This is a genomic window from Spirillospora sp. NPDC046719, from assembly GCF_040645715.1.
Classification (GTDB): Bacteria; Actinomycetota; Actinomycetes; order Streptosporangiales; family Streptosporangiaceae; genus Spirillospora.
Window position 1 is genome coordinate 1 of the sequence record NZ_JBEYYT010000159.1, and the last position, 19,635, is coordinate 19,635.

Below are 19,635 nucleotides of genomic sequence, written 5' to 3' on the forward strand. Positions count from 1 at the left end.
CCGCCTCCGGCGCGGGCGGCGGCCCCGGCCCCGGCCGCGCCGCACGCGCCGCCGAGGAAGCCGAGCCCGTCCGCCTCGCCGCACCCGGTCAACCGGGCCGCGACGTCCAAGCCGAAGACGCTGGAGCGGCGGCGCGACCCGCTCAGCACCTCGCTGGTCCTGGTCGTCATCGCGGTCGTGGTCAGCGCCGGGACGGCCATCGCGTTCGCCCGCTGAGCCGGCCGGCCCGCCGACCCCGGTGAGCCCGCGGACGCGGGCGCGACCACCGGGCCGGCGCGTCCCCGCCCGTCCCGCCGCGCCGGGGTCGGGCGGGGGCGCGTCACGCGCACACCACCCCGCACGAAGCACACCCCGCGCGCAGCGCACGCGTCAGCGCAGCCGGGCCTTCAGGTACGGGGCGGTGCGGCTCGCCGGCGAGGCCGCCACCCGCGCGGGCGTCCCCTCGACGACGACGCGGCCGCCTTCGCCGCCCCCGCCCGGCCCGAGGTCGATGACATGGTCGGCGGACGCGACCACGTCCATGTCGTGCTCGACGACCACCACGGTCGCGCCGCCGTCCACCAGGGCGTGCAGCTGCCGGTCCAGCAGCTCGGTGTCGGCCGGGTGCAGGCCGGTCGTCGGCTCGTCCAGCAGGTACAGCACGTGGCCGCGGCGGGCGCGCTGCAGCTCGGCGGCCAGCTTGATGCGCTGCGCCTCGCCGCCCGACAGCTCCGTCGCCGGCTGGCCGAGCCGCAGGTAGCCGAGGCCGACGTCGCGCAGCGCCGCCAGCGCGCGGGCGGCCGGGGCGACCTCGGCGAGGAACCCGGCGGCCTCCTCGACCGTCATCGCCAGGACGTCGGCGACGCTCGCGCCGTGCCAGGTGATCTCCAGCGTCTCGGGGTTGTAGCGGGCGCCGCGGCACACCTCGCACACCGCGTAGGTGGACGGCAGGAACAGCAGCTCCACCGACACGAACCCCTCGCCCTGGCAGTTCTCGCACCGGCCGCCCGGCATGTTGAACGAGAACCGGCCGGCGCCGTACCCGCGCGCCCGCGCCTCATCGGTGGCGGCGAACCGCTTGCGGACGGCGTCGAACAGGCCGGTGTAGGTCGCCAGGTTGGAGCGGGGCGTGCGCCCGATCGGCCGCTGGTCGACCCGCACCACCCGCTGCACGTCGCCGCCCGCCTCGGCGCGCTCGGCGAGCACGTCCACGAACGTCGACTTCCCCGACCCCGACACCCCGGTGACCGCGGTGAACACGCCGAGCGGAACGTCGGCGTCCAGCCCGCGCAGGTTGTGGCGGGTGACGCCGCGCAGCTCCAGCGCCCCCGACGGCTCGCGCGGCGCCCGCCGCGGACGGGCGGCCTCCCCGAACAGGAACCGGCGCGTGACCGACTCCGGCACGTCCCGCAGGCCCTCGACGGGCCCGCTGTGCAGGACCCGGCCGCCGTGCACGCCCGCGCCAGGGCCGACGTCCACGACCCACCCGGCGCGGCGCACCACCTCCATGTCGTGCTCGATGACGAACAGGCTGTTCCCCGCCGCCTTCAGCCGCTCCAGCACCGTCATCAGCGCCTCGGTGTCGGCGGGATGCAGGCCGGCGGACGGCTCGTCCAGCACGTACACCACGCCGAACAGCCCGGACCGCAGCTGCGTCGCCAGCCGCAGCCGCTGCAGCTCCCCCGCCGACAGCGTCGGCGCCGGGCGGGACACGGCGAGGTACCCCAGGCCCAGCTCCTCCAGCACCTCGATGCGGGCGGTCAGGTCGCGGGCCAGCACGGCCGCGGGCCCGTCCCCGGCCAGATGCGGGCGCAGCACGTCCGCCAGCGCCGACAGCGGCAGCGCGGCCAGCTCGGCGATGCCGCGGCCGGCGAAGGTCACCGCCAGCGCCTCGGGCCGCAGCCGCCGCCCGCCGCACACCGGGCACACCGCCGCGACCAGGAACGACTCGGCGCGACGGCGGCGCGCCTCGCTCTTGGAGTCGGCGTAGGCGCGCAGCACCAGCCGCTTGGCGCTGGAGTAGGTGCCCTGGTACGGGCGGTGGATGCGGTGCGCCTCCCGGACCGGGTGGACGGTCACGACGGGCTGCTCGTCGGTGAACAGGATCCAGTCGCGCTGCTCGCGGGGCAGGTCCCGCCAGGGCCGGTCGATGTCGTAGCCGAGGGCGTCCAGGATGTCGCGCAGGTTCTTGCCCTGCCAGGCGCCCGGCCACGACGCGATCGCGCCCTCGCGGACGCTCAGCGACGGGTCGGGGACCAGCGACTCCTCGGTGACCTCGTGGACCTCGCCGAGGCCGTGGCAGCGCGGGCACGCGCCGGCGGCGGTGTTCGGCGAGAACGCGTCGGAGTCCAGCCGGTCGGCGCCCGGCGGGTACTCCCCCGCCCGCGACATCAGCATCCGCAGCGAGTTCGACAGCGTCGTCACCGTCCCGACCGACGACCGCGACGACGGCACCGACCGGCGCTGCCCCAGCGCCACCGCCGGCGGCAGGCCCGTCACCTCCTCGACGGCGGGCGCCGCGACCTGGTGCAGCAGCCGCCGCGCGTACGGCGCGACCGACTCCAGGTAGCGGCGCTGCGCCTCGGCGTACAGCGTGCCGAACGCCAGCGACGACTTGCCCGACCCGGACACGCCGGTGAACGCCACCAGCGCGTCGCGGGGGATCGCGGCGTCCACGCCGCGCAGGTTGTGCTCGCGGGCGCCGCGCACCCGCACGAACGGGTCGTCGGCGGCCTGCATGATCAGCACACTACCGGCCCGCCGCCGCGCGCCGTCGCGCGCCGTCGCGCCGGGGCCGCAGGTCAGGGGCGGCGGCCGACCCCGCCGAACACCAGGAACCGCTCGGGGTCCGTCACCTCGTCGCCGTCGTCGGGACGCCACAGCGGCACGTACACCAGGCCCGGGTCCAGCAGGTCCCAGCCGTCGAAGAAGCGCAGGATCTCCGCGTGCGACCGCGACACCGCCGGGGACGTCGCCCGGTCGTACAGCTTGCCGATCGCGGCGGTCTTGCCCGGCTGCGCCTCGTGGGTGAGGTGGGACAGCACCAGGTGGCTGCCCGGCGCGCCCGCCTCGCGCAGCGCCGCGGCGATCCCGGCCGGGTCCTCGTCGTCCTTCACCAGGTGCAGGGCCGCGACGAGCAGGAACGCCACCGGCTTGGACAGGTCGACGACCCGGTTCAGCTCGGCGTGCTCCAGGATCTCCGCGGGCCGGCGCATGTCCGCCTGGACGACGGTGGCGCGGTCGTTGCCCGCCAGGATCGACCGGCTGTGCGCGACGGCCACGTCGTCGTTGTCGACGTACACCACCCGGGCGTCCGGATTGACACTCTGTGCGACCTCGTGCACGTTGCCCTGTGTGGGGATCCCCGACCCGATGTCGACGAACTGGTCGACGCCGGCCCGCGCCGCCGCGCGGACCGCGCGGCGCAGGAACGCCCGGTTCGCGTGCGCCAGTTCCCGCGCCCGCGGCTCGATCCGCAGCAGCCCGGTCGCGAGGTCACGATCGGACGCGAAATTGTGCCCTCCGCCGAGCAGGAAGTCGTACACCCGTGCGACGCTTGGCCTCTGATCGTCGACCTCGGGTGGGATCCACTCGGAGTCCATGCATCGTCTCCCTTTTCCGCCGAGGGGGCTCGTCCGCGGGGGATTCAGCGTAACGGCAATCACACCGCGACGACCCTGACGCAGCCGAGAGCGAAGGACCGATGTCAGAGCCATTCGCAGCGCACGCCGGCCCGGTGACCGTCCTGCTGACCCCGGACGGCGAGGTCACCGCCTGCGGCGACGGCGCGGCGCGCCTGTTCGGCTGCCCGGCGGCGGCGGCCGTGGGCGCGCGGCTGCCCGAACTCCTCGGGGCCGCGTCCGCCGAACCGCTCGAGGCGGCGCTCAAGCAGGCCGCGGCGGGCCGGCCGTGGCGCGGGACGCTGCCGCTCGCCGGCGGGCCGCTGGAGGTGTCGTGCGACCCGATGGCGGCCGGTTCCGGCCGCACCCTGGTGGCGCTGACCGTCGCGCCGCCCTGGGCGGCCGGGCTGGAGCTGCTGAACGAGGCCGGCCGCCGGATCGGCTCCACCCTGGACCTGCACCGCACCGCCGCGGAGATCGTCGGGGTGACGGTGCCGCGGTTCGCCGACGCGGGCGCCATCTACGTCCTGGAGTCGCTGCTGGCCGACGGGCGGCCCGCCCCGCCCGCCGGCGGCGCGGGCGGCGCGCACGGACCGGCGGTGGTGCGGCGGCTCGCGATCGCCTTCGCCGAGGACGACCCGAGCGGCTGGGCTCGCGAGTTCCCCGTCAACGAGGTCATCGTCTACCCGCCCGACACCCCCTACGCCCAGTGCGTCGGCGGCGCCCGGATGGTCGAGTTCGGCAGCGACGCCATCCCGGACGCGATCGCGCACCGCACCGGCCCGGCCATGGACGGGCTCCTCGACCACGTGTCGCTGCTGGCGGTGCCGCTGGTGGCGCGGGGACGGGTGCTGGGGTTCGCGGTGTTCAGCCGCAAGCGCGGCCGGCCGCCGTTCGCGCCCGCCGACACCGCGCTCGCCGCCGAGCTGGCGGCGCGGGCCGCGACGTGCGTCGACAACGCCTGCCTGTACCGGCGCGAGCACCGCACGGTGACCGCGCTGCAGGCGACCCTGAAGCCGGGCCGCGTCACCGTCCCCGCCGGGCTGGAGATCGCGCACCGGTACGTGCCGGCGGGCGGCGACGTCGGCGGCGACTGGTACGACGTCGTCCCGCTGCCGGACGAGCGGGTCGCGATCGTGATCGGCGACTCGGTCGGGCACGGGGTGACCGCGGCCGCCGCGATGGGCCAGCTGCGGATCGCCGCGCACACCCTGGCGGGCGGCGGGCTGCCGCCCGCCGAGGTGCTGACCCGGCTCGACACGATCGCGCAGGGCCTGGACGCCGCGCAGTTCGCCACCTGCCTGTGCCTGGTCTGCGACCCGGCGACGATGCGCTGCGAGCTGGCGTGCGCCGGGCATCCGCCGCCGCTGCTGGCCCTCGCCGACGGGACGGCCCGGCACTTCGCCGTCCCGCACGGGCTGCCGCTCGGGGTGTCGGACCCGGCGCACCCGCCCGAGTACGAGCAGCTCTCCGCGGTCATCCCGGCGGGCGCGACCCTCGCGTTCTACACCGATGGGCTGGTGGAGAGCCGGATGCGCAACGTCGACGAGGGCATCGCCCGGCTGGCGTCCGCGCTCGTCGCCTCGCGGTCGGAGTCGCTGGAGGCCACCGCGGACGGTGTCCTGCCCCTGCTGCCCGACCAGCAGGGCCACGACGACATCGCCCTCCTCCTGGTCCGCGCCGCCGCCCCCGAGAGCGCGAACCGCTGACCCGGCCGGCCGACCCCGCCGGCTGGCCGGGCCGGCGGCCGCTACAGGCCGGGGATCAGGTGGTTGCGGAAGGCGTCGACGAAGTACTCGTGGTCGCGGCGCACGACCTCGGCGTAGCCGGTGCCGAACGCGACCATGTCCTCGACGAACGCCGACTCGTCGGCGCCGATCACCGCGTTGATGGCGTCCTCGACCTGGAACCCGACCAGGGTGTGGTCGGAGTCGGTGTCGGACACGCAGTGCACCTTCGCGGTGGCGCGGCCGAGGTCGTCCAGGACCGACAGCATGTCCTCCGGCTCGGTGAGCCCGCCCCAGTCCAGGTCCTCCTCGTAGGGCGACAGCTCCTGCACCACGTAGCCGACCCCGTCGATCTGGGTGTAGCCGAGCCACGGGTCGGTGTTGGCCTGCAGCGCCCGCCGCGACACCGCCGTGCGGTGCCCGTGGTGCTGGAAGTACTCGCGGATGCGCGCGTCGTCGACGACCCGGCTCGGCGCGGCGACGTTGCCCTGCTTCATCGACAGGATGACGTCGTTCTCCAGCGCCTGCGTGTTGCCCTCCACCAGGATGTTGTACGCCGACAGCCCCGCCGACCCGATCCCGAAGCCGGACGCGCCGACGATGTCCTTCACCTGGTAGGTGAGGCTGCCGAACCGCTTCTCCGACGGGATGGTGCGCAGGTAGTCCTGGTAGGCGGCCTCGACCTTGGCGCGCTCGGCGCCGTCCAGGCGGCGGACGCCGGCGCGGTCGCGGAACCGGCGGTCCGGGCCCTCCACGACCGTCATGCCGTCCAGCAGCCCGATCCGGGTGCCGCCCATCGCCTCGATCAGCACGTCCCGCACGTAGCCGTCGGAGTTGTCGAGGGTCAGCGCGAACTTCTCGTCGCCCTCGTGGGCGGCGAACAGGCGGACCTGGTCGACGTAGGCGCGCACGTAGGTCTCGATGAGCCGCCGGATGTCGGCGTCGGAGATCGCCTTCTGCCAGGCCAGCAGCGCCAGGCTCGCCACGAGCCGCTTGACGTCCCAGGTGAAGTGCCCGACGTAGGCCTCGTCGAAGTCGTTGACGTCGAAGACGAACACGCCGTCGTCGTTCATGTAGGTGCCGAAGTTCTGCGCGTGCAGGTCGCCCTGGATCCACACCCGGCTCGTCCGCTCGTCGGCCCACCGGTCGTCGTCGTGCTGGACGTCGGCGTAGAACAGGCAGGCGCTGCCGCGGTAGAACGCGAACGGGTCGGAGGCCATCTTGCGGAACCGGCGGCGGAACTCGGCGGGGCTGCGCTCCATGAGGTCCGAGAACGCCTGGACCAGCACGTCCACGATCTGCGCCTGCCGCTCCTTGGGATCGCGCCCGTGCAGTTCCCCGATGACGCTCGCCATGCTCTCTCCCTCGATGATCACCAGATCCCCGCCGCTTCCGGGGGATTCGGCGATCATTCTGCCGAATCCGCCCCCGCCCGGGCGGTGAACAGCGGGAGAAGTGCCGGTTCCGACCGCAACAGGCCGAGCGCGGTCTCGGCGTGGCCGGGGACGTAGCCGTTGCCGATCAGCATGGTCACGTCGGCGGCCAGGCCCTCGGCGCCGAGCGCGGCGGCGGAGAACGACGTCGCCATCGAGAAGAACACCACGGTCCCGCCGGGCGCGGTGGCGAGGATCGCGCCGTGCTCGCAGCCCGGCACGTCCACGCACACCACGGTGACGTCGGCGGGCTCGCCGATCGCGGCGGCGACCGCGACCGGGTCGCGGGCGTCGGCGCGCACCACGGCGTCAGCCAGGCCGGTCGCGGCCAGCCGTTCCTCCTCCTCCGCGGTGGGGACGAGGCCGATGGTGCGGGACGCGCCCGCGCGGCGCGCCGCCGCCAGCGACAGCGAGCCGCTCTTGCCGGCGCCGCCCAGCACCGCCACGACCGGGCGTTCGCGGGCCGCGACGACCCGCTCGGTGAGCGCGGGCGCGCCGCACACGTCCATCACGGCCAGCGCGACCGGCACGGGAAGGTCGCTGGGCAGGACGGCGGCGATGGAGCGGGCGAACAGGATCGCGTGGCCGTCGGCCGGGACCTGCTCGGACCGGCCGTCCCAGCGGGCCAGTCCGTCGGTGACCGCGAGCGGGGTCAGGGTCAGCGAGACGAGGGTGGCGACGCGGTCGCCGGGCTCCAGCCCGAGCGGGGAGTCCGGGCCGACCTCCTCGACGGTGCCGACGAGCATCCCGCCCGAGCCGGTGACCGGGTTGTGCATCTTGCCGCGCTCGCCGATGATCCGCAGCACCTCGGCGCGGATGGCGTCGGGGTCGCCGCCGTGCGCGGTGTGCAGCTGCCGGTAGGACGCGGCGTCCAGGTTGAGGCGCTCCACCCGGACGCGGACCTCGTCGGGGCGGATCGCCGGATCGGTGTCCAGCCGCGCCGCCGCCTGCGGCAGCACGCCCGCCGGCTCCAGCACCCGGTGCAGCCCCACCGCGGTCCCCGCTCCCGCCGCCGTCCCGGTTCCGCTCATCCCCGCGCCCCTTCGCAACGTCCGTGTCCCGTGTGATCCATGGTGATGCCCCGGAAGATATACCGAGTACCTCTGGTTTCAGTGGAAGTCTTCCCGTAACGTCGGCTCCATACAAGACTTTTATGCGATCGATGTGACGCGAGGAGGCGGTCGACGATGACCACTGCCCTGCATCCGGACCCGGACGCGGCCGTCCGCGGCGCCGCGGCCCACCGGGACGCGGCGCGCCAGCCCTACGCCTACCGGCGCCGGCCGCTGGAGGAGCCCGACTGGCGGCGGCTGCCCGGCTGGAAGGACGTCACGGACGCGGAGTGGGAGTCGGCGCAGTGGCAGCGCTCGCACTGCGTGAAGAACATCCGCCAGCTCCGCGCGGTCATGGGCGATCTGCTGGACGAGTCGTTCTACGCCGACCTGGAGCGCGACCAGGCGGAGCGGGCGACGATGTCGATGCTGCTGCCGCCGCAGATGCTCAACACGATGGACACCTCGTCCACCGAGGCCTTCTACGCCGACCCGGTGCGCCGGTACATGCTCCCGGTGTTCAGCGACCGGCGCACCGACTGGCCGTCGCATCCCTACGCCACCCGCGACTCGCTGCACGAGGCGGAGATGTGGGCCGTCGAGGGGCTGACCCACCGCTACCCCACCAAGGTGCTGGCCGAGCTACTGCCGACCTGCCCGCAGTACTGCGGGCACTGCACCCGGATGGACCTGGTCGGCAACTCCACGCCGAACGTCGACAAGCACAAGTTCACGATCCGGCCGCCGGACCGGCACGAGGCCATGCTCGACTACCTGCGCCGCACGCCCGGCGTCCGCGACGTCGTGGTGTCCGGCGGCGACGTGGCGAACCTGCCCTGGCCGCGGCTGGAGTCGTTCGTCGACGCGCTGCTGGACATCGACAACATCCGCGACATCCGCCTGGCCAGCAAGGCGCTGATGGGCCTGCCGCAGCACTGGCTGCAGGACGAGGTCCGCGCCGGGATGGAGCGGCTGGCAACCAAGGCGCAGGAGCGCGGCGCGCAGATCGCGATCCACACCCACGTCAACGCCGCCGGGTCGGTGACGCCGCTGGTCGCCAAGGCGGCGCGGGCGATGCTCGACACCGGCATCCGCGACGTCCGCAACCAGGGGGTGCTGCTGCGCGGCGTCAACGACTCCCCCGACGCGCTGCTCGACCTGTCGTTCGCGCTGCTCGACGAGGCCGGCATCATGCCGTACTACCTCTACATGTGCGACATGATCCCCAACAGCGAGCACTGGCGGCTCGCGGTCTGGGAGGCGCAGGAGCTGCAGCACGCCATCATGGGCTACCTGCCCGGCTTCGCGACCCCGCGCATCGTGTGCGACGTCCCCTACGTGGGCAAGCGGTGGGTGCACCAGCTGGCGGACTACGACCGCGAGCGCGGCGTGTCCTACTGGACGAAGAACTACCGCACCGGGCTGGAGCTGTCCGATCCGGACGCGCTGACGCGCCAGTACGAGTACTACGATCCGATCTACACGCTGCCCGATCGCGGCCAGGAGTGGTGGCGGGAGCGGGCCGAAGCGGCGTGACCGCCCCGCGCCTTTACATTGTAGATCTGTTCCGGGGGCGATCGGGCGGAATATCCTCGGACGGGTGAACTCCGAGCCGACGTCCCGTTTCCCGGTCGGCGCCGCCGCGGCGGTGGCCGACCTGGAGGACGACCCGCATCCCCTGCTGGCCCGCCTGCGCGCCGCCGAGCCCGTCTCCTGGCTGCCCGCCCTCGGCGGCTGGCTGGTCACCTCGCGGGACCTGGCGCAGCGGGTGATGCGGGACGCGGCGGCCTTCACCGTCGACGACCCGCGCTTCTCCACCGCGCGGGTCGTCGGGCCGAGCATGCTGTCGCTGGACGGGCCCGTCCACACCCGGCACCGCGACCCGTTCGCCCGGCCGTTCCGGCCCGCGCGGACCCGCGAGCGGTTCACCGCGTTCGTCGAGGCCGAGGTCGCGCGGCTGGTCGGCGGGCTCGCGCCGGCCGGGCGCGCGGAGCTGCGCGGCGAGCTGGCCGGTCCGCGCGCCGTCGCGGTCGGCGCCGAGGCGCTCGGCCTGGAGGGCGTCGACGCCGCGACCATCCGGTCCTGGTACGGGGCGTTCGTCGAGGCCGTGTCCGCCATCACCGCCGGCGAGGACGCGCCCGCCCGCGCGGACGAGGCGTACGCGCTGCTGCGCGCGGCCGTCGAGAAGGCGATCACCGAGAAGGCGGTCACCGCGGACGCCCCCGGGTCGCTGCTGGCGGAGGCCGCCGCGGACGGGGCGGGCCTGACCACCGCCGAGGTCGTGGCGAACGCGGCGATCCTGATGTTCGGCGGCATCGACACCACCGAGGGGATGATCGCCAACACGGTGCTGCACCTGCTGGGCCACCCCGGCCAGCTCCGGCTCGTCCTGGACGACCCCGGCCTGCTGCCCGCCGCGATCGAGGAGTCGCTGCGGCTGGAGCCGTCGGCGTCGGTCGTCGACCGCTACGCCACCCGCGACACCGCCCTCGGCGGCGTCACGGTGCGCGCGGGCGACCTGGTGCGCGTGTCGATCGCGGGCGCCAACCGCGACCCCGCCGTGTTCCCCGACCCCGACCGGTTCGACGTGCGGCGCGCCAACGCCGGCGAGCACCTGGCGTTCGCGCACGGTCCGCACTTCTGCTTCGGCGCCCATCTGGCCAGGCTGGAGGCCCGTACCGCGGTCGCCGCGCTGCTGGAGCTGCCCGGCCTCCGGCTCGACCCGTCCCGCCCGGCGCGCGCGCACGGGCTGGTCTTCCGCAAGCCGCCGCACCTGCACGTCCTCTGGGACCGATAGCGGCCGCACGGGCGCGGGCGCGGCGGGCCGGAACGGCGCCCGTTTTATGGGAGCATTCCGCTCATGATCGTGGAACGCCAGGTCGAGCTGCGCTTCGGGCTCGAGAGCCGGGAAGCCGGGACGCACACCAACCTGTCCGCCGTGCGCCAGGACGGCCGCTGCCTGTGGGTGGCGGGCGACGAGACCGCCACCATCGAGCGGCTCACCGCGACGCTCGACGGCGACGGGCTCGTCACCGGCTACGAGGGGCACACCACGGTCGCGCTCGCCGACCTGGTCGACCTGCCCGCCGGCCCCGGCGAGGAGGCCGACATCGAGGGCCTGGCGCGCGGCAACGGATGGCTGTGGGCGATCGGCTCGCACAGCCTCAAGCGCAAGAAGATCAAGCCGGGCCAGTCCGGGGCGAAGGCCCGCAAGCGGCTGGCGTCGGTGGTGCGCGAGGACAACCGCTTCGTGCTCGCCCGCCTCCCGCTGGCCGCCGGCGCGGACGGGCTGCCCGAGGTCGTCCGCGAGGACGGCGACCGCACCGCCGCCGTGCTCGGGCTGCACGGCGACTCCGTCACCGACCTGCTCGCGGACGACCCGCACCTGGCGCCGTTCCTGTCGATCCCCAGCAAGGACAACGGCATCGACATCGAGGGGATCGCCGCGCACCGCGACCGGCTCTACATCGGGCTGCGCGGGCCGGTGCTGCGCGGCTGGGCCGTGCTGGTGGAGATCCGGCCGGGCACCGACCCCGACGACCCGCGCCGGCTGCGGCCGCTGCCGGTCGGCGACGGCAAGGCCCTGTACCGCACGCACTTCCTGGACCTCGGCGGGCTCGGCATCCGCGACCTGTGCCCGCAGGGCGACGACCTGCTGATCCTGACCGGCCCGAGCATGGACCTGGACGGCCCGGTGCGGGTGCACCGCTGGCCGGGGATCGCCGAGGTCGACGCCCCCGAGGTCGTCCCCGCCGAGGACCTGCCCCGCGTCGGCGACCTGCCCTACGGCGACGGCGACGACCACCCCGAGGGCCTCGCCGTCCTGGACGGCCTGCACGGGGAGGGCACCCGGCTGATGGTCGTGTACGACAGCCCGTCGTCCAAGCGGCTCACCGCGGGCGGCGGCGTGCTCGCCGACGTCGTCAGGCTCCCCGAGTAAGCGCTCGCTTTTCGGATCTGCTTGGATGGTGCCCGCAACCTGCGGGAACCGGAAGGGCGAGGCTGAGCATGATCGAGTGGTCCGAGGAAGACCTGATGATCCGGGACGCCGTGCGCGGCTGGATCGACGCGGAGGTCCGGCCGAACCTGGACGCCCTGGACTCCGGCGAGCTGCCGCCCTACGACCTGCTCCGGAGCCTGTACAAGACGTTCGGGATGGACGAGATGGCGCGCTCGTCCTTCCAGGCCCGGATCGCCAGGGAGCGCGAGGCCGGCGGGGACGGGGACGCGGCGAAGAAGGACTCCGACGGCCCCGGCGGCGGCAACGCGGCGATGACGATGCTGCCGGTCATCGAGCTGTGCAAGGTCGCCCCCGGCATGGTCTCGGCGATGGGCGTCGGCCTCGGGCTCGCCGCCGGGACGATCATGAAGCGGGGCACCCCCGACCAGAAGGAGCGCTGGGCGCTGCCCCTGCTCACCATGGAGAAGGTCGGCGCCTGGGCCATCACCGAGCCGAACTCGGGGTCCGACGCGTTCGGCGGCATGCAGGCCACCGCGAGGAAGGTCGGCGACGAGTACGTCATCAACGGCAGCAAGACCTTCATCACCAACGGCCCCTACGCCGACACGATCGTCTTCTACTGCAAGCTCGACGACGGCCGCGAGCCCCGCGACCGCGAGATCCTCACGTTCGTCCTCGACCGCGGCATGGAGGGCCTGGAGCAGAGCAAACCGCTGCGCAAGATGGGCCTGCACTCCTCCCCCACCGGCGAGCTGTTCCTCAACGACGTGCGCGCCGGCGCCGACCGGCTCCTGTCGTCCGGCTCGCAGGGCGGCAAGGAGTCGGCGAAGCAGAACTTCGTCACCGAGCGCGCCGGCGTCGCCGCGATGGCCCTCGGCGTCATCGAGGAGTGCCTGAAGCTGTCGGTCGAGTACGCCAAGACCCGCGAGCTGTGGGGGCAGCGGATCGGCGACTTCCAGCTCATCCAGCTCAAGCTCGCCAAGATGGAGGTCGCCCGCCTCAACGTGCAGAACCTGGTGTTCCGCCACGTGGAGATGCAGCGCTCCGGCCGCACCCCGACGCTCGCCGAGGCGTCGGCGATGAAGCTGTACGCCGCGCAGGCCGCCAGCGAGGTCGCGCAGGAGGCGGTGCAGCTGTTCGGCGGCAACGGCTACATGAGCGAGTACCGGGTCGAGCAGCTGGCCCGCGACGCCAAGTCCTTCCAGATCTACGCCGGCACCGACGAGATCCAGGTGACCCACATCGCGCGGGACCTGCTCTCCCGCTGACCCGGCACGGCACCGGGGAACCCGCGGAGGGGCACCGCGGGAACTCCGCGGAACGTTCCCGAACTTCCGGCGGCTTCCAGGCATCGAAGAGGTGGAGGGCGGGTGAGGGCGATCGCCCGCCCTCCGCCTGACGGCCATTCTGGACAGCCGACGACGGGGACTGGATACTCACAGCCATGGACGGTCAGCCCTCTTACCCGGTGCGAGCGTCCGACACCGAGCGGGACCGGGTGCTGCGCGTCCTCAGCGAGCGCGTGTCCGAGGGCCGGATGTCGCACGAGACGTTCGAACGCCGCGTCGACCAGGTGCTGCAGGCGCGCAGCCGCGCCGAGCTGGACGACATCGTGCACGACCTGCCCCCCACGAGCCGCGTCGTCGGCCGGCTGACCGGCCTGGTCGCGACCGTCTCGCAGGTGACCGCGCGGATCGAGGCGGCGTGGCGGGGCCCCCGGCTGCCGCGCTTCGTGCTGCCGCCGGCCGGGTCGTCCCGGATCGTGGTCGGCCGCGCCCCCGCCTGCCAGTTCGTGCTGACGGACCTGACCGTCTCCCGCTTCCACGCCGAGCTGTACCAGGCCGAGGAGGGCTGGATGGTCTCCGACCTGGGCTCGATGAACGGCACCCGGGTGAACGGCTGGCGGCTCACCGGCCCGGCCCGCGTCCGGCCCGGCGACGAGATCGGGTTCGGCAACGTCGGTTTCATCGTCGCCGCCCCCTGACGCGTCCCTGACGCGCCCGCTCGACTCCCCGCCCTGACCCTCGCCGGCCCTCCCGGCGCCCCGTCGCGCCCTCCTCCGTGACCTCCTCCGTGCCCTTCTCCGGGCCGCCCGCGCGGCCGCCCGCCCGGAACCGGCCGTCGCAGGGTCTTGACGTATTCGTTAAGAGTCCTTACTTTCTCCTCCAAGTTAGGAAACCTTCTTAACTCCGAGGAGCCGCCGTGACCGCGCCCGTCCCCGGGACCCCGAGCCTGCTGCGCGCCATCAACGACCGCGCCGCGCTGGAGGCGCTGCTCGCCCGCGGCCCGCTCACCCGCCCGCAGATCTCCGACCTCACCGGCATCTCCAAGCCGACCGCCTCGCAGCTGCTCGCCCGGCTCGAGGAGGCCGGCCTCGTCGTGCGGGACGGCCTGCGCGAGGGGCTCCCCGGCCGGACCGCCGAGCTGTACCGCGTCAACGGGGCCGCCGCCCACGTGGCCGGCGCCGACGTCACCCCGGCCCGCATCAGGGTCAGCGTCGCCGACCTGACCGGGACGGTCGTCGGCGAGCACACCCTCCCCACCCCCGCCCGCACCGGCGTCGACGTCGTCGCCCGGATGGCGGAGGCCCTCGACAAGGCCGCCGCCGCGGCCGGGCTCGCCCGCACCGCGCTTAACCGGGCCGTCATCGGCATCCAGGGCGCGATCGACCCGTCCACCGGGCGACTCGGCTACGCCGCGCACATCCCCGGCTGGCACATCCCCGACCTCGTCGACACCCTCGCCGGCGGCCTCGGCGTCCGGATCGCCATCGAGAACGACGTCAACCTCGCCGCGCTCGCCGAGCGCGCCGGCGGGCAGGCCGCCGGGACCCGCGACTTCGTGCTGCTGTGGGTCGCCGACGGCGTCGGCATGGCCGTCGTGCTGGACGGCGCGCTCCACCGCGGCGCGACCGGCGGCGCCGGCGAGATCGGCTACGCGCCCGCGGTCGGCGCCCCGCTGATGCGCGACGTGCGCCGCACCCACACCGGCGGCGTGCACAGCCTCACCGGCGGCGCGGCCGTGCTGAAGCTGATGCGCGAGCACGGGTTCCGCGGCCGGGACGCGGCGACCGCGCTCGGCCGCGCCGCCGCCGAGGTCGGCGACGGCCGCGCGGGGACGCGCACCGCCGCCGACGCCGGGGCCCGCGCCGAACGCGCGCTGACCGAGCTGGCGACCCGGCTCGGCGCCACCCTCGCCACCGTCGTCGCCGTCCTCGACCCGGCCCTGGTCGTGCTCACCGGCGACGTCCTGCGCGCCGGCGGCGAGCCGCTGCGCGCCCGCGTCCGGCAGCACCTGCACAGCCTGACGATCCCGCGCCCCGAGGTCCGGCTCAGCTCCCTGCGGGGCAACCCGGTCCTCGCCGGCGCGCTGCAACTGGCCCTCCAGGAGACCCGCGACGAGGTGTTCTCCACCACCGTCCCTGAACCGCCCCGTTCCTGAACCGTCCCCTCTCCGAACCGCCCTGTCCCCGGACCGACCGCACCCATCCCACCCCACTCCCCCACAGCGGACGGCGGCACCGGCCGTCCCTCCCCCGAAGGAGAACCGGAGTGCGCACATCGACAACGCGCCGGCTCGCCGCGGCCCTGGCCGCCGCCGGGCTCGGCCTCACGGCCTGTACGGCCGGCGGCAACGGCGGCCAGTCCGGCGGCCCGAAGGTCGGGGAGAAGCAGACCATCGAGGTCTGGCACGGCTGGAGCGCCCCGCACGAGGTGAAGGCCTTCCAGGACGCCGTCGCGGGCTTCCACAAGCTGCACCCGAACATCACCGTCAAGCTCGTCAAGGACCAGACCGACGACCGCATCACCAACGCCATCCGCGGCGGCAACCCGCCCGACGTCGTGTCGTCGTTCACCACCGACAGCGTCGGGCAGTGGTGCCAGAGCGGCGCCTGGCAGGACCTGTCCGGCGACATCGCCGGGTCCAGGCTCGACATGAACCAGTTCCCCAAGCCGGTCCAGCAGTACACGCAGTACAAGGGCCGCCGGTGCGCGATGCCGCTGCTCGCCGACGCCTACGGGCTCTACTACAACAAGGCCCTGATGAAGGGCGAGCAGCCGCCGCGCACGTTCTCCGAGCTGACCGCGCTGGCCAAGAAGCTCACCGTCCGCAACCCCGACGGGAGCATCAAGGTCGCCGGGTTCATGCCGTCGGCGCAGTACTACGAGCACCAGGTGCAGCACCTCGCCACCCAGTTCGGCGCGAAGTGGCTCACCCCCGACGGGCGCGCCGCCTTCGCCGCCGACCCCGCCGTCAAGGCGTACCTGCAGTGGGACAAGAGCCTCATCGACTGGTACGGCTACGACAATGTCAAGAAGTTCCTGCACTCGATGGGCCAGGAGTTCGAGTCGTCCAACCCGTTCGAGAAGGGCAAGGTCGCCATGGCCGTCGACGGCGAGTGGCGCACCAAGTTCATGCAGGAGGAGGCGCCGAAGGTCGACTACGGGACGGCGCCCGCGCCCGTCCCCGACGGGCAGGACGCCCGCTACGGCAGCGGATTCGTCACCGGCACCGTCATCGGCATCCCGCGCGGCGCCAAGCACCGCGCCGCCGCGTGGGAGTTCATCCGCTACCTGACCACCGACACCGGCGCGCTCGTCACCTTCGCCAACGCGCTCGGCAACGTCCCCACCACGATCGCCTCGCTGTCCTCGCCGGACCTGAGCCTGCCGCCGCAGTTCAGGACGTTCCTCGACATCTTCAAGAACCCCGCGAGCGCCACGACGCCGCCCACCCCGAACGGCAACGACTACGTCGTGAAGTTCCAGCAGTTCGTCCAGGACCAGTGGGAGCCGGGCAAGGCCGGCGACCTCGGCAGGGCGCTCACCGGCCTCGACGGGAAGGTCGACGCGTCGCTGAAGCTGGCCGGGGGCTGACGCCGTGGCCTCCGGCTCGCTGCGCCTGCCCCTGCGGCGCGGCCGGCTCGGGACGGCGTCCCGGGCCGGCCGCCGGCGGCGGCTGCGGGTGCTGGCGTTCCTGTCGCCGTGGCTGGCCGGGTTCGGGCTGTTCTTCGCCTACCCGCTCGCCGCGACCGTCTACTTCTCCTTCACCCGCTACAACCTGTTCACCCTGAAGTACGTCGGGCTGGACAACTACCGCTACCTGCTGCACGACGGCGACGCCTGGGCGGCGATGCGCAACACGCTGTGGCTGGTCGCGGTGCTCGTCCCGCTCCGGGTGCTGTTCGGGCTCGGCGTCGCGCAGCTCCTCACCCGGATCAGGCGGGGCGGCAACCTGCTGCGGGCGGTGTTCTACGTCCCGTACCTGATCCCGCCGGTGTCGGCGACCGTGGCGTTCGTGTTCGTGCTGAACCCCGGCACCGGCCCGTTCCCGGTGATCGCCCGCCATCTCGGGTTCTCGCTGCCGGACTTCTTCAACGACTCCGCGTGGGCCAAGCCCGGCCTGTCGCTGCTCGGGCTGTGGGCGGTCGGCGACGTCATGATCATCCTGCTGGCGGCGCTGCTGAACGTGCCCCGGTCGCTGTACGAGGCGGCCGCCATCGACGGCGCCGGCGCCTGGGCGCGGTTCCGGCACATCACGCTGCCGACCGTCTCGCCCGTCCTGGCGTTCGCCGCCGTCACCGGCGTGATCGAGACGCTGCAGTACTTCACGCAGGCCATGGTCGCCGGGAAGGTCGCGGCCGGGCAGGCCGACCTGCCCGGCACCCAGTTCGCGCCCGGCTACCCCGACGGGTCGACGCTGACGTTCCCGCAGTGGCTCTACGACGAGGGGTTCCGGCAGTTCAACATGGGCTACGCGTGCGTCCTGGCGCTGGTCATGTTCGTCATCGCGATGGCGTTCACGCTCCTCCTGCTGCGTCGATTCCGCGCGTTCGCCGGAGAGGAGGCGCAGTGACCGCCACGACGGGAGCCGTCCCGGCCCACGGCGGGCGGGGCCGCCGCACGCTGATGTGGATCGCCACGCACGCCGCCGCGATCGTCCTCGCGGTGATGTTCCTGGCGCCGCTGGCGTTCATGTTCCTCACCGCCGTGATGAGCGACTCGCAGGCGCTCAGCACCTCGCTGTGGCCGAGGGAATGGCACTTCGAGAACTTCCGCCGCGCCTTCAGCGGCGACATGGTGCGGTGGACGGTCAACAGCACCGTGTACGCGGCGCTGTCGACCGCGCTGATGCTGGTGTCCAGCGTCCCGGTCGCCTACGCGCTCGCCCGCTTCCGGTTCCGCGGCCGCAACCTCGCGCTCGTCGTGGTCATCTCGGCGATGATGCTGCCGCCGCAGGTGACGATGGTGCCGCTGTACATCGTGTGGTCCCGCTTCCACCTCACCGGGACGCTCTGGCCGCTGATCATCCCGCAGGCGTTCGGCGACGCGTTCTCCATCTTCCTGCTGCGCCAGTTCCTGGTGACGATCCCGCGCGAGTACGCCGACGCCGCGCGGGTCGATGGCTGCGGGGAGCTGCGCACGATGCTGCGGGTCGTGCTGCCCATGGCCAAGCCCGCGCTCGCGGCCGTCGCGCTGTTCCAGTTCTTCTACTGCTGGAACGACTACTACGGGCCGCTGGTGTACGCCAAGCCGGAGAACTGGACCCTCGCGATCGGCGTGGCGACGTTCCGCGCCGCGCACCACGTCGAGTGGAACCTCACGATGGCGGCGACGCTGCTGACCATCATGCCGGTGCTGGTGGTGTTCTTCCTCGCCCAGCGCGTGTTCATCCAGGGTGTGACGTTGACGGGAGTGAAGGGTTGAAGCTGACGGTCATCGGGGGCGGGTCCACCTACACCCCGGAGCTGGTCGACGGGATCGCCCGCGAGCGGGCGGCGCTGCCGATGTCGGAGCTGGTCCTCGCCGACCCGGACGCGCGGCGGCTGGAGCTCGTGGGCGGGCTCGCCGCGCGGATGCTGGCCCGCGCCGGCCACCCCGCGAAGGTCGTGACGACCGGCGACCTCGACGCGGCCGTGGACGGCGCCGCGGTCGTGCTGGTCCAGCTCCGGGTCGGCGGGCAGGCGGCCCGGCGGATCGACGAGACGCTGCCGCTGGAGTGCGGCTGCGTCGGGCAGGAGACCACCGGGGCGGGCGGGCTCGCCAAGGCGCTGCGCACCGTCCCGGTCGTGCTGGACATCGCCGAGCGCGTCGCCGCACGCGCCCCGGACGCGTGGATCATCGACTTCACCAACCCGGTCGGCATCGTCACCCGCGCGCTGCTGGACGCCGGGCACCGCGCCGTCGGGCTGTGCAACGTGGCCATCGGCGTGCAGCGCCGCGCCGCCGCGCTGCTGGACGCGGCGCCCGAGCGGATCGCGCTCGGCCACGCGGGCCTCAACCACCTGACCTGGGTGCGCTCGATCGCGCTGGACGGGCGCGACGTCCTGCCCGAGCTGCTGGACGGCCACGCCGAGGACCTGGCCGGGATGTCCGGGCTGCCCGCGCCGTTCGTGCGCCGGCTCGGCGCCGTCCCGTCCTACTACCTGCGCTACTTCTACGAGCACGACCGCGTCGTGCGCGAGCAGCGCGGCGCGCCGACGCGCGCGGAGGAGGTCGCCGCGCTGGAGCGCGACCTGCTCGCCATGTACGCCGACCCCGCCCTGGACACCAAGCCCGCGCGGCTGGAGGAGCGCGGCGGCGCCTACTACTCCGAGGCCGCCGTGCAGCTCGCCGTGTCGCTGCTCACCGGACGCGGCGACGCGCAGGTCGTCAACGTCCGCAACGGCGGCACGCTGCCGTTCCTGGACGACCGGGCCGTGATCGAGGTGCCCGCGCGGATCACCGCGTCCGGGCCGGTCCCGCTGCCCGTCCCGCCGCTCGAGCCGCTGTTCTCCGGGCTGGTCGCGCACGTGTCCGGCTACGAGGAGCTGGCGCTGGACGCGGCGCTGCGCGGCGGCGTCGACCGGGTCGCGGACGCGCT

At 73.9% G+C, this 19,635-nt stretch carries 15 protein-coding genes and 1 pseudogene; 12 read left to right on the plus strand and 4 right to left on the minus strand.

All coding sequences use genetic code 11. The features are described 5' to 3' along the window. A pseudogene (locus tag ABZ914_RS25540) lies at window positions 1-216 on the plus strand (hypothetical protein); the annotation flags it as partial. Window positions 217-369: 153 nt separating this feature from the next. On the opposite strand, the gene ABZ914_RS25545 reads toward ABZ914_RS25540, so the two are convergent. After that, window positions 370-2,718 (minus strand): ATP-binding cassette domain-containing protein, encoded by a 2,349-nt coding sequence (locus ABZ914_RS25545; protein ID WP_500196238.1) that lies wholly within the window; start codon window positions 2,716-2,718, stop codon window positions 370-372. A gap of 62 nt (window positions 2,719-2,780) precedes the next feature. Further along, the gene (locus tag ABZ914_RS25550; protein ID WP_500196240.1) at window positions 2,781-3,581 is read right to left on the minus strand and encodes an SAM-dependent methyltransferase; all 801 of its coding nucleotides are present in this window, start codon (window positions 3,579-3,581) and stop codon (window positions 2,781-2,783) included. Window positions 3,582-3,682: 101 nt separating this feature from the next. Here ABZ914_RS25550 and ABZ914_RS25555 point away from each other — a divergent pair, with 101 nt between their 5' ends. Next, window positions 3,683-5,308: a SpoIIE family protein phosphatase gene (locus ABZ914_RS25555; RefSeq protein ID WP_500196243.1), complete on the plus strand. Its 1,626-nt coding sequence runs from the start codon at window positions 3,683-3,685 to the stop codon at window positions 5,306-5,308. A 41-nt stretch (window positions 5,309-5,349) separates the two neighbouring features. Here ABZ914_RS25555 and ABZ914_RS25560 read toward each other — a convergent pair whose 3' ends face one another. Next, window positions 5,350-6,681: a DUF2252 domain-containing protein gene (locus tag ABZ914_RS25560; protein WP_500196245.1), complete on the minus strand. Its 1,332-nt coding sequence runs from the start codon at window positions 6,679-6,681 to the stop codon at window positions 5,350-5,352. A gap of 53 nt (window positions 6,682-6,734) precedes the next feature. Next, window positions 6,735-7,790 (minus strand): L-erythro-3,5-diaminohexanoate dehydrogenase, encoded by a 1,056-nt coding sequence (gene kdd, locus ABZ914_RS25565; protein ID WP_500196246.1) that lies wholly within the window; start codon window positions 7,788-7,790, stop codon window positions 6,735-6,737. Window positions 7,791-7,946: 156 nt separating this feature from the next. Here kdd and ABZ914_RS25570 point away from each other — a divergent pair, with 156 nt between their 5' ends. From ABZ914_RS25570 to ABZ914_RS25615, 10 genes are all read left to right on the plus strand, one after another. Further along, on the plus strand, window positions 7,947-9,347 hold the full coding sequence (locus tag ABZ914_RS25570) for a KamA family radical SAM protein (protein ID WP_500196248.1): 1,401 nt from the start codon (window positions 7,947-7,949) through the stop codon (window positions 9,345-9,347). 64 nt (window positions 9,348-9,411) lie between these two features. Continuing rightward, window positions 9,412-10,608, plus strand: coding sequence for a cytochrome P450 (locus tag ABZ914_RS25575; protein ID WP_500196250.1), 1,197 nt, complete (start codon window positions 9,412-9,414; stop codon window positions 10,606-10,608). A 63-nt stretch (window positions 10,609-10,671) separates the two neighbouring features. Further along, window positions 10,672-11,751 carry a DUF3616 domain-containing protein gene (locus tag ABZ914_RS25580; protein WP_433154805.1) on the plus strand — a complete coding sequence of 360 codons (1,080 nt, stop codon included), beginning with the start codon at window positions 10,672-10,674 and terminating at the stop codon, window positions 11,749-11,751. Window positions 11,752-11,819: 68 nt separating this feature from the next. Next, window positions 11,820-13,040 carry an acyl-CoA dehydrogenase family protein gene (locus ABZ914_RS25585; RefSeq protein WP_500196251.1) on the plus strand — a complete coding sequence of 407 codons (1,221 nt, stop codon included), beginning with the start codon at window positions 11,820-11,822 and terminating at the stop codon, window positions 13,038-13,040. A gap of 176 nt (window positions 13,041-13,216) precedes the next feature. Then, window positions 13,217-13,756: an FHA domain-containing protein gene (locus tag ABZ914_RS25590; protein WP_190864413.1), complete on the plus strand. Its 540-nt coding sequence runs from the start codon at window positions 13,217-13,219 to the stop codon at window positions 13,754-13,756. 218 nt (window positions 13,757-13,974) lie between these two features. Next, complete coding sequence (locus tag ABZ914_RS25595) at window positions 13,975-15,213, plus strand: ROK family transcriptional regulator (protein WP_500196253.1); 1,239 nt, start codon at window positions 13,975-13,977, stop codon at window positions 15,211-15,213. 110 nt (window positions 15,214-15,323) lie between these two features. Next, entirely contained in the window at window positions 15,324-16,649 is a 1,326-nt protein-coding gene (locus ABZ914_RS25600; protein WP_500196255.1) for an ABC transporter substrate-binding protein, read from the plus strand. A 4-nt stretch (window positions 16,650-16,653) separates the two neighbouring features. Then, the gene (locus tag ABZ914_RS25605) at window positions 16,654-17,628 is read left to right on the plus strand and encodes a carbohydrate ABC transporter permease (protein WP_500196257.1); all 975 of its coding nucleotides are present in this window, start codon (window positions 16,654-16,656) and stop codon (window positions 17,626-17,628) included. Beyond that, window positions 17,625-18,479, plus strand: coding sequence for a carbohydrate ABC transporter permease (locus tag ABZ914_RS25610; RefSeq protein ID WP_387018557.1), 855 nt, complete (start codon window positions 17,625-17,627; stop codon window positions 18,477-18,479). Before ABZ914_RS25605 ends, ABZ914_RS25610 begins: the two co-directional genes overlap by 4 nt. Next, window positions 18,476-19,635: family 4 glycosyl hydrolase (locus ABZ914_RS25615; protein ID WP_500196259.1), on the plus strand; the 1,160-nt coding region annotated here is incomplete at its 3' end. The genes ABZ914_RS25610 and ABZ914_RS25615, both read left to right, overlap by 4 nt.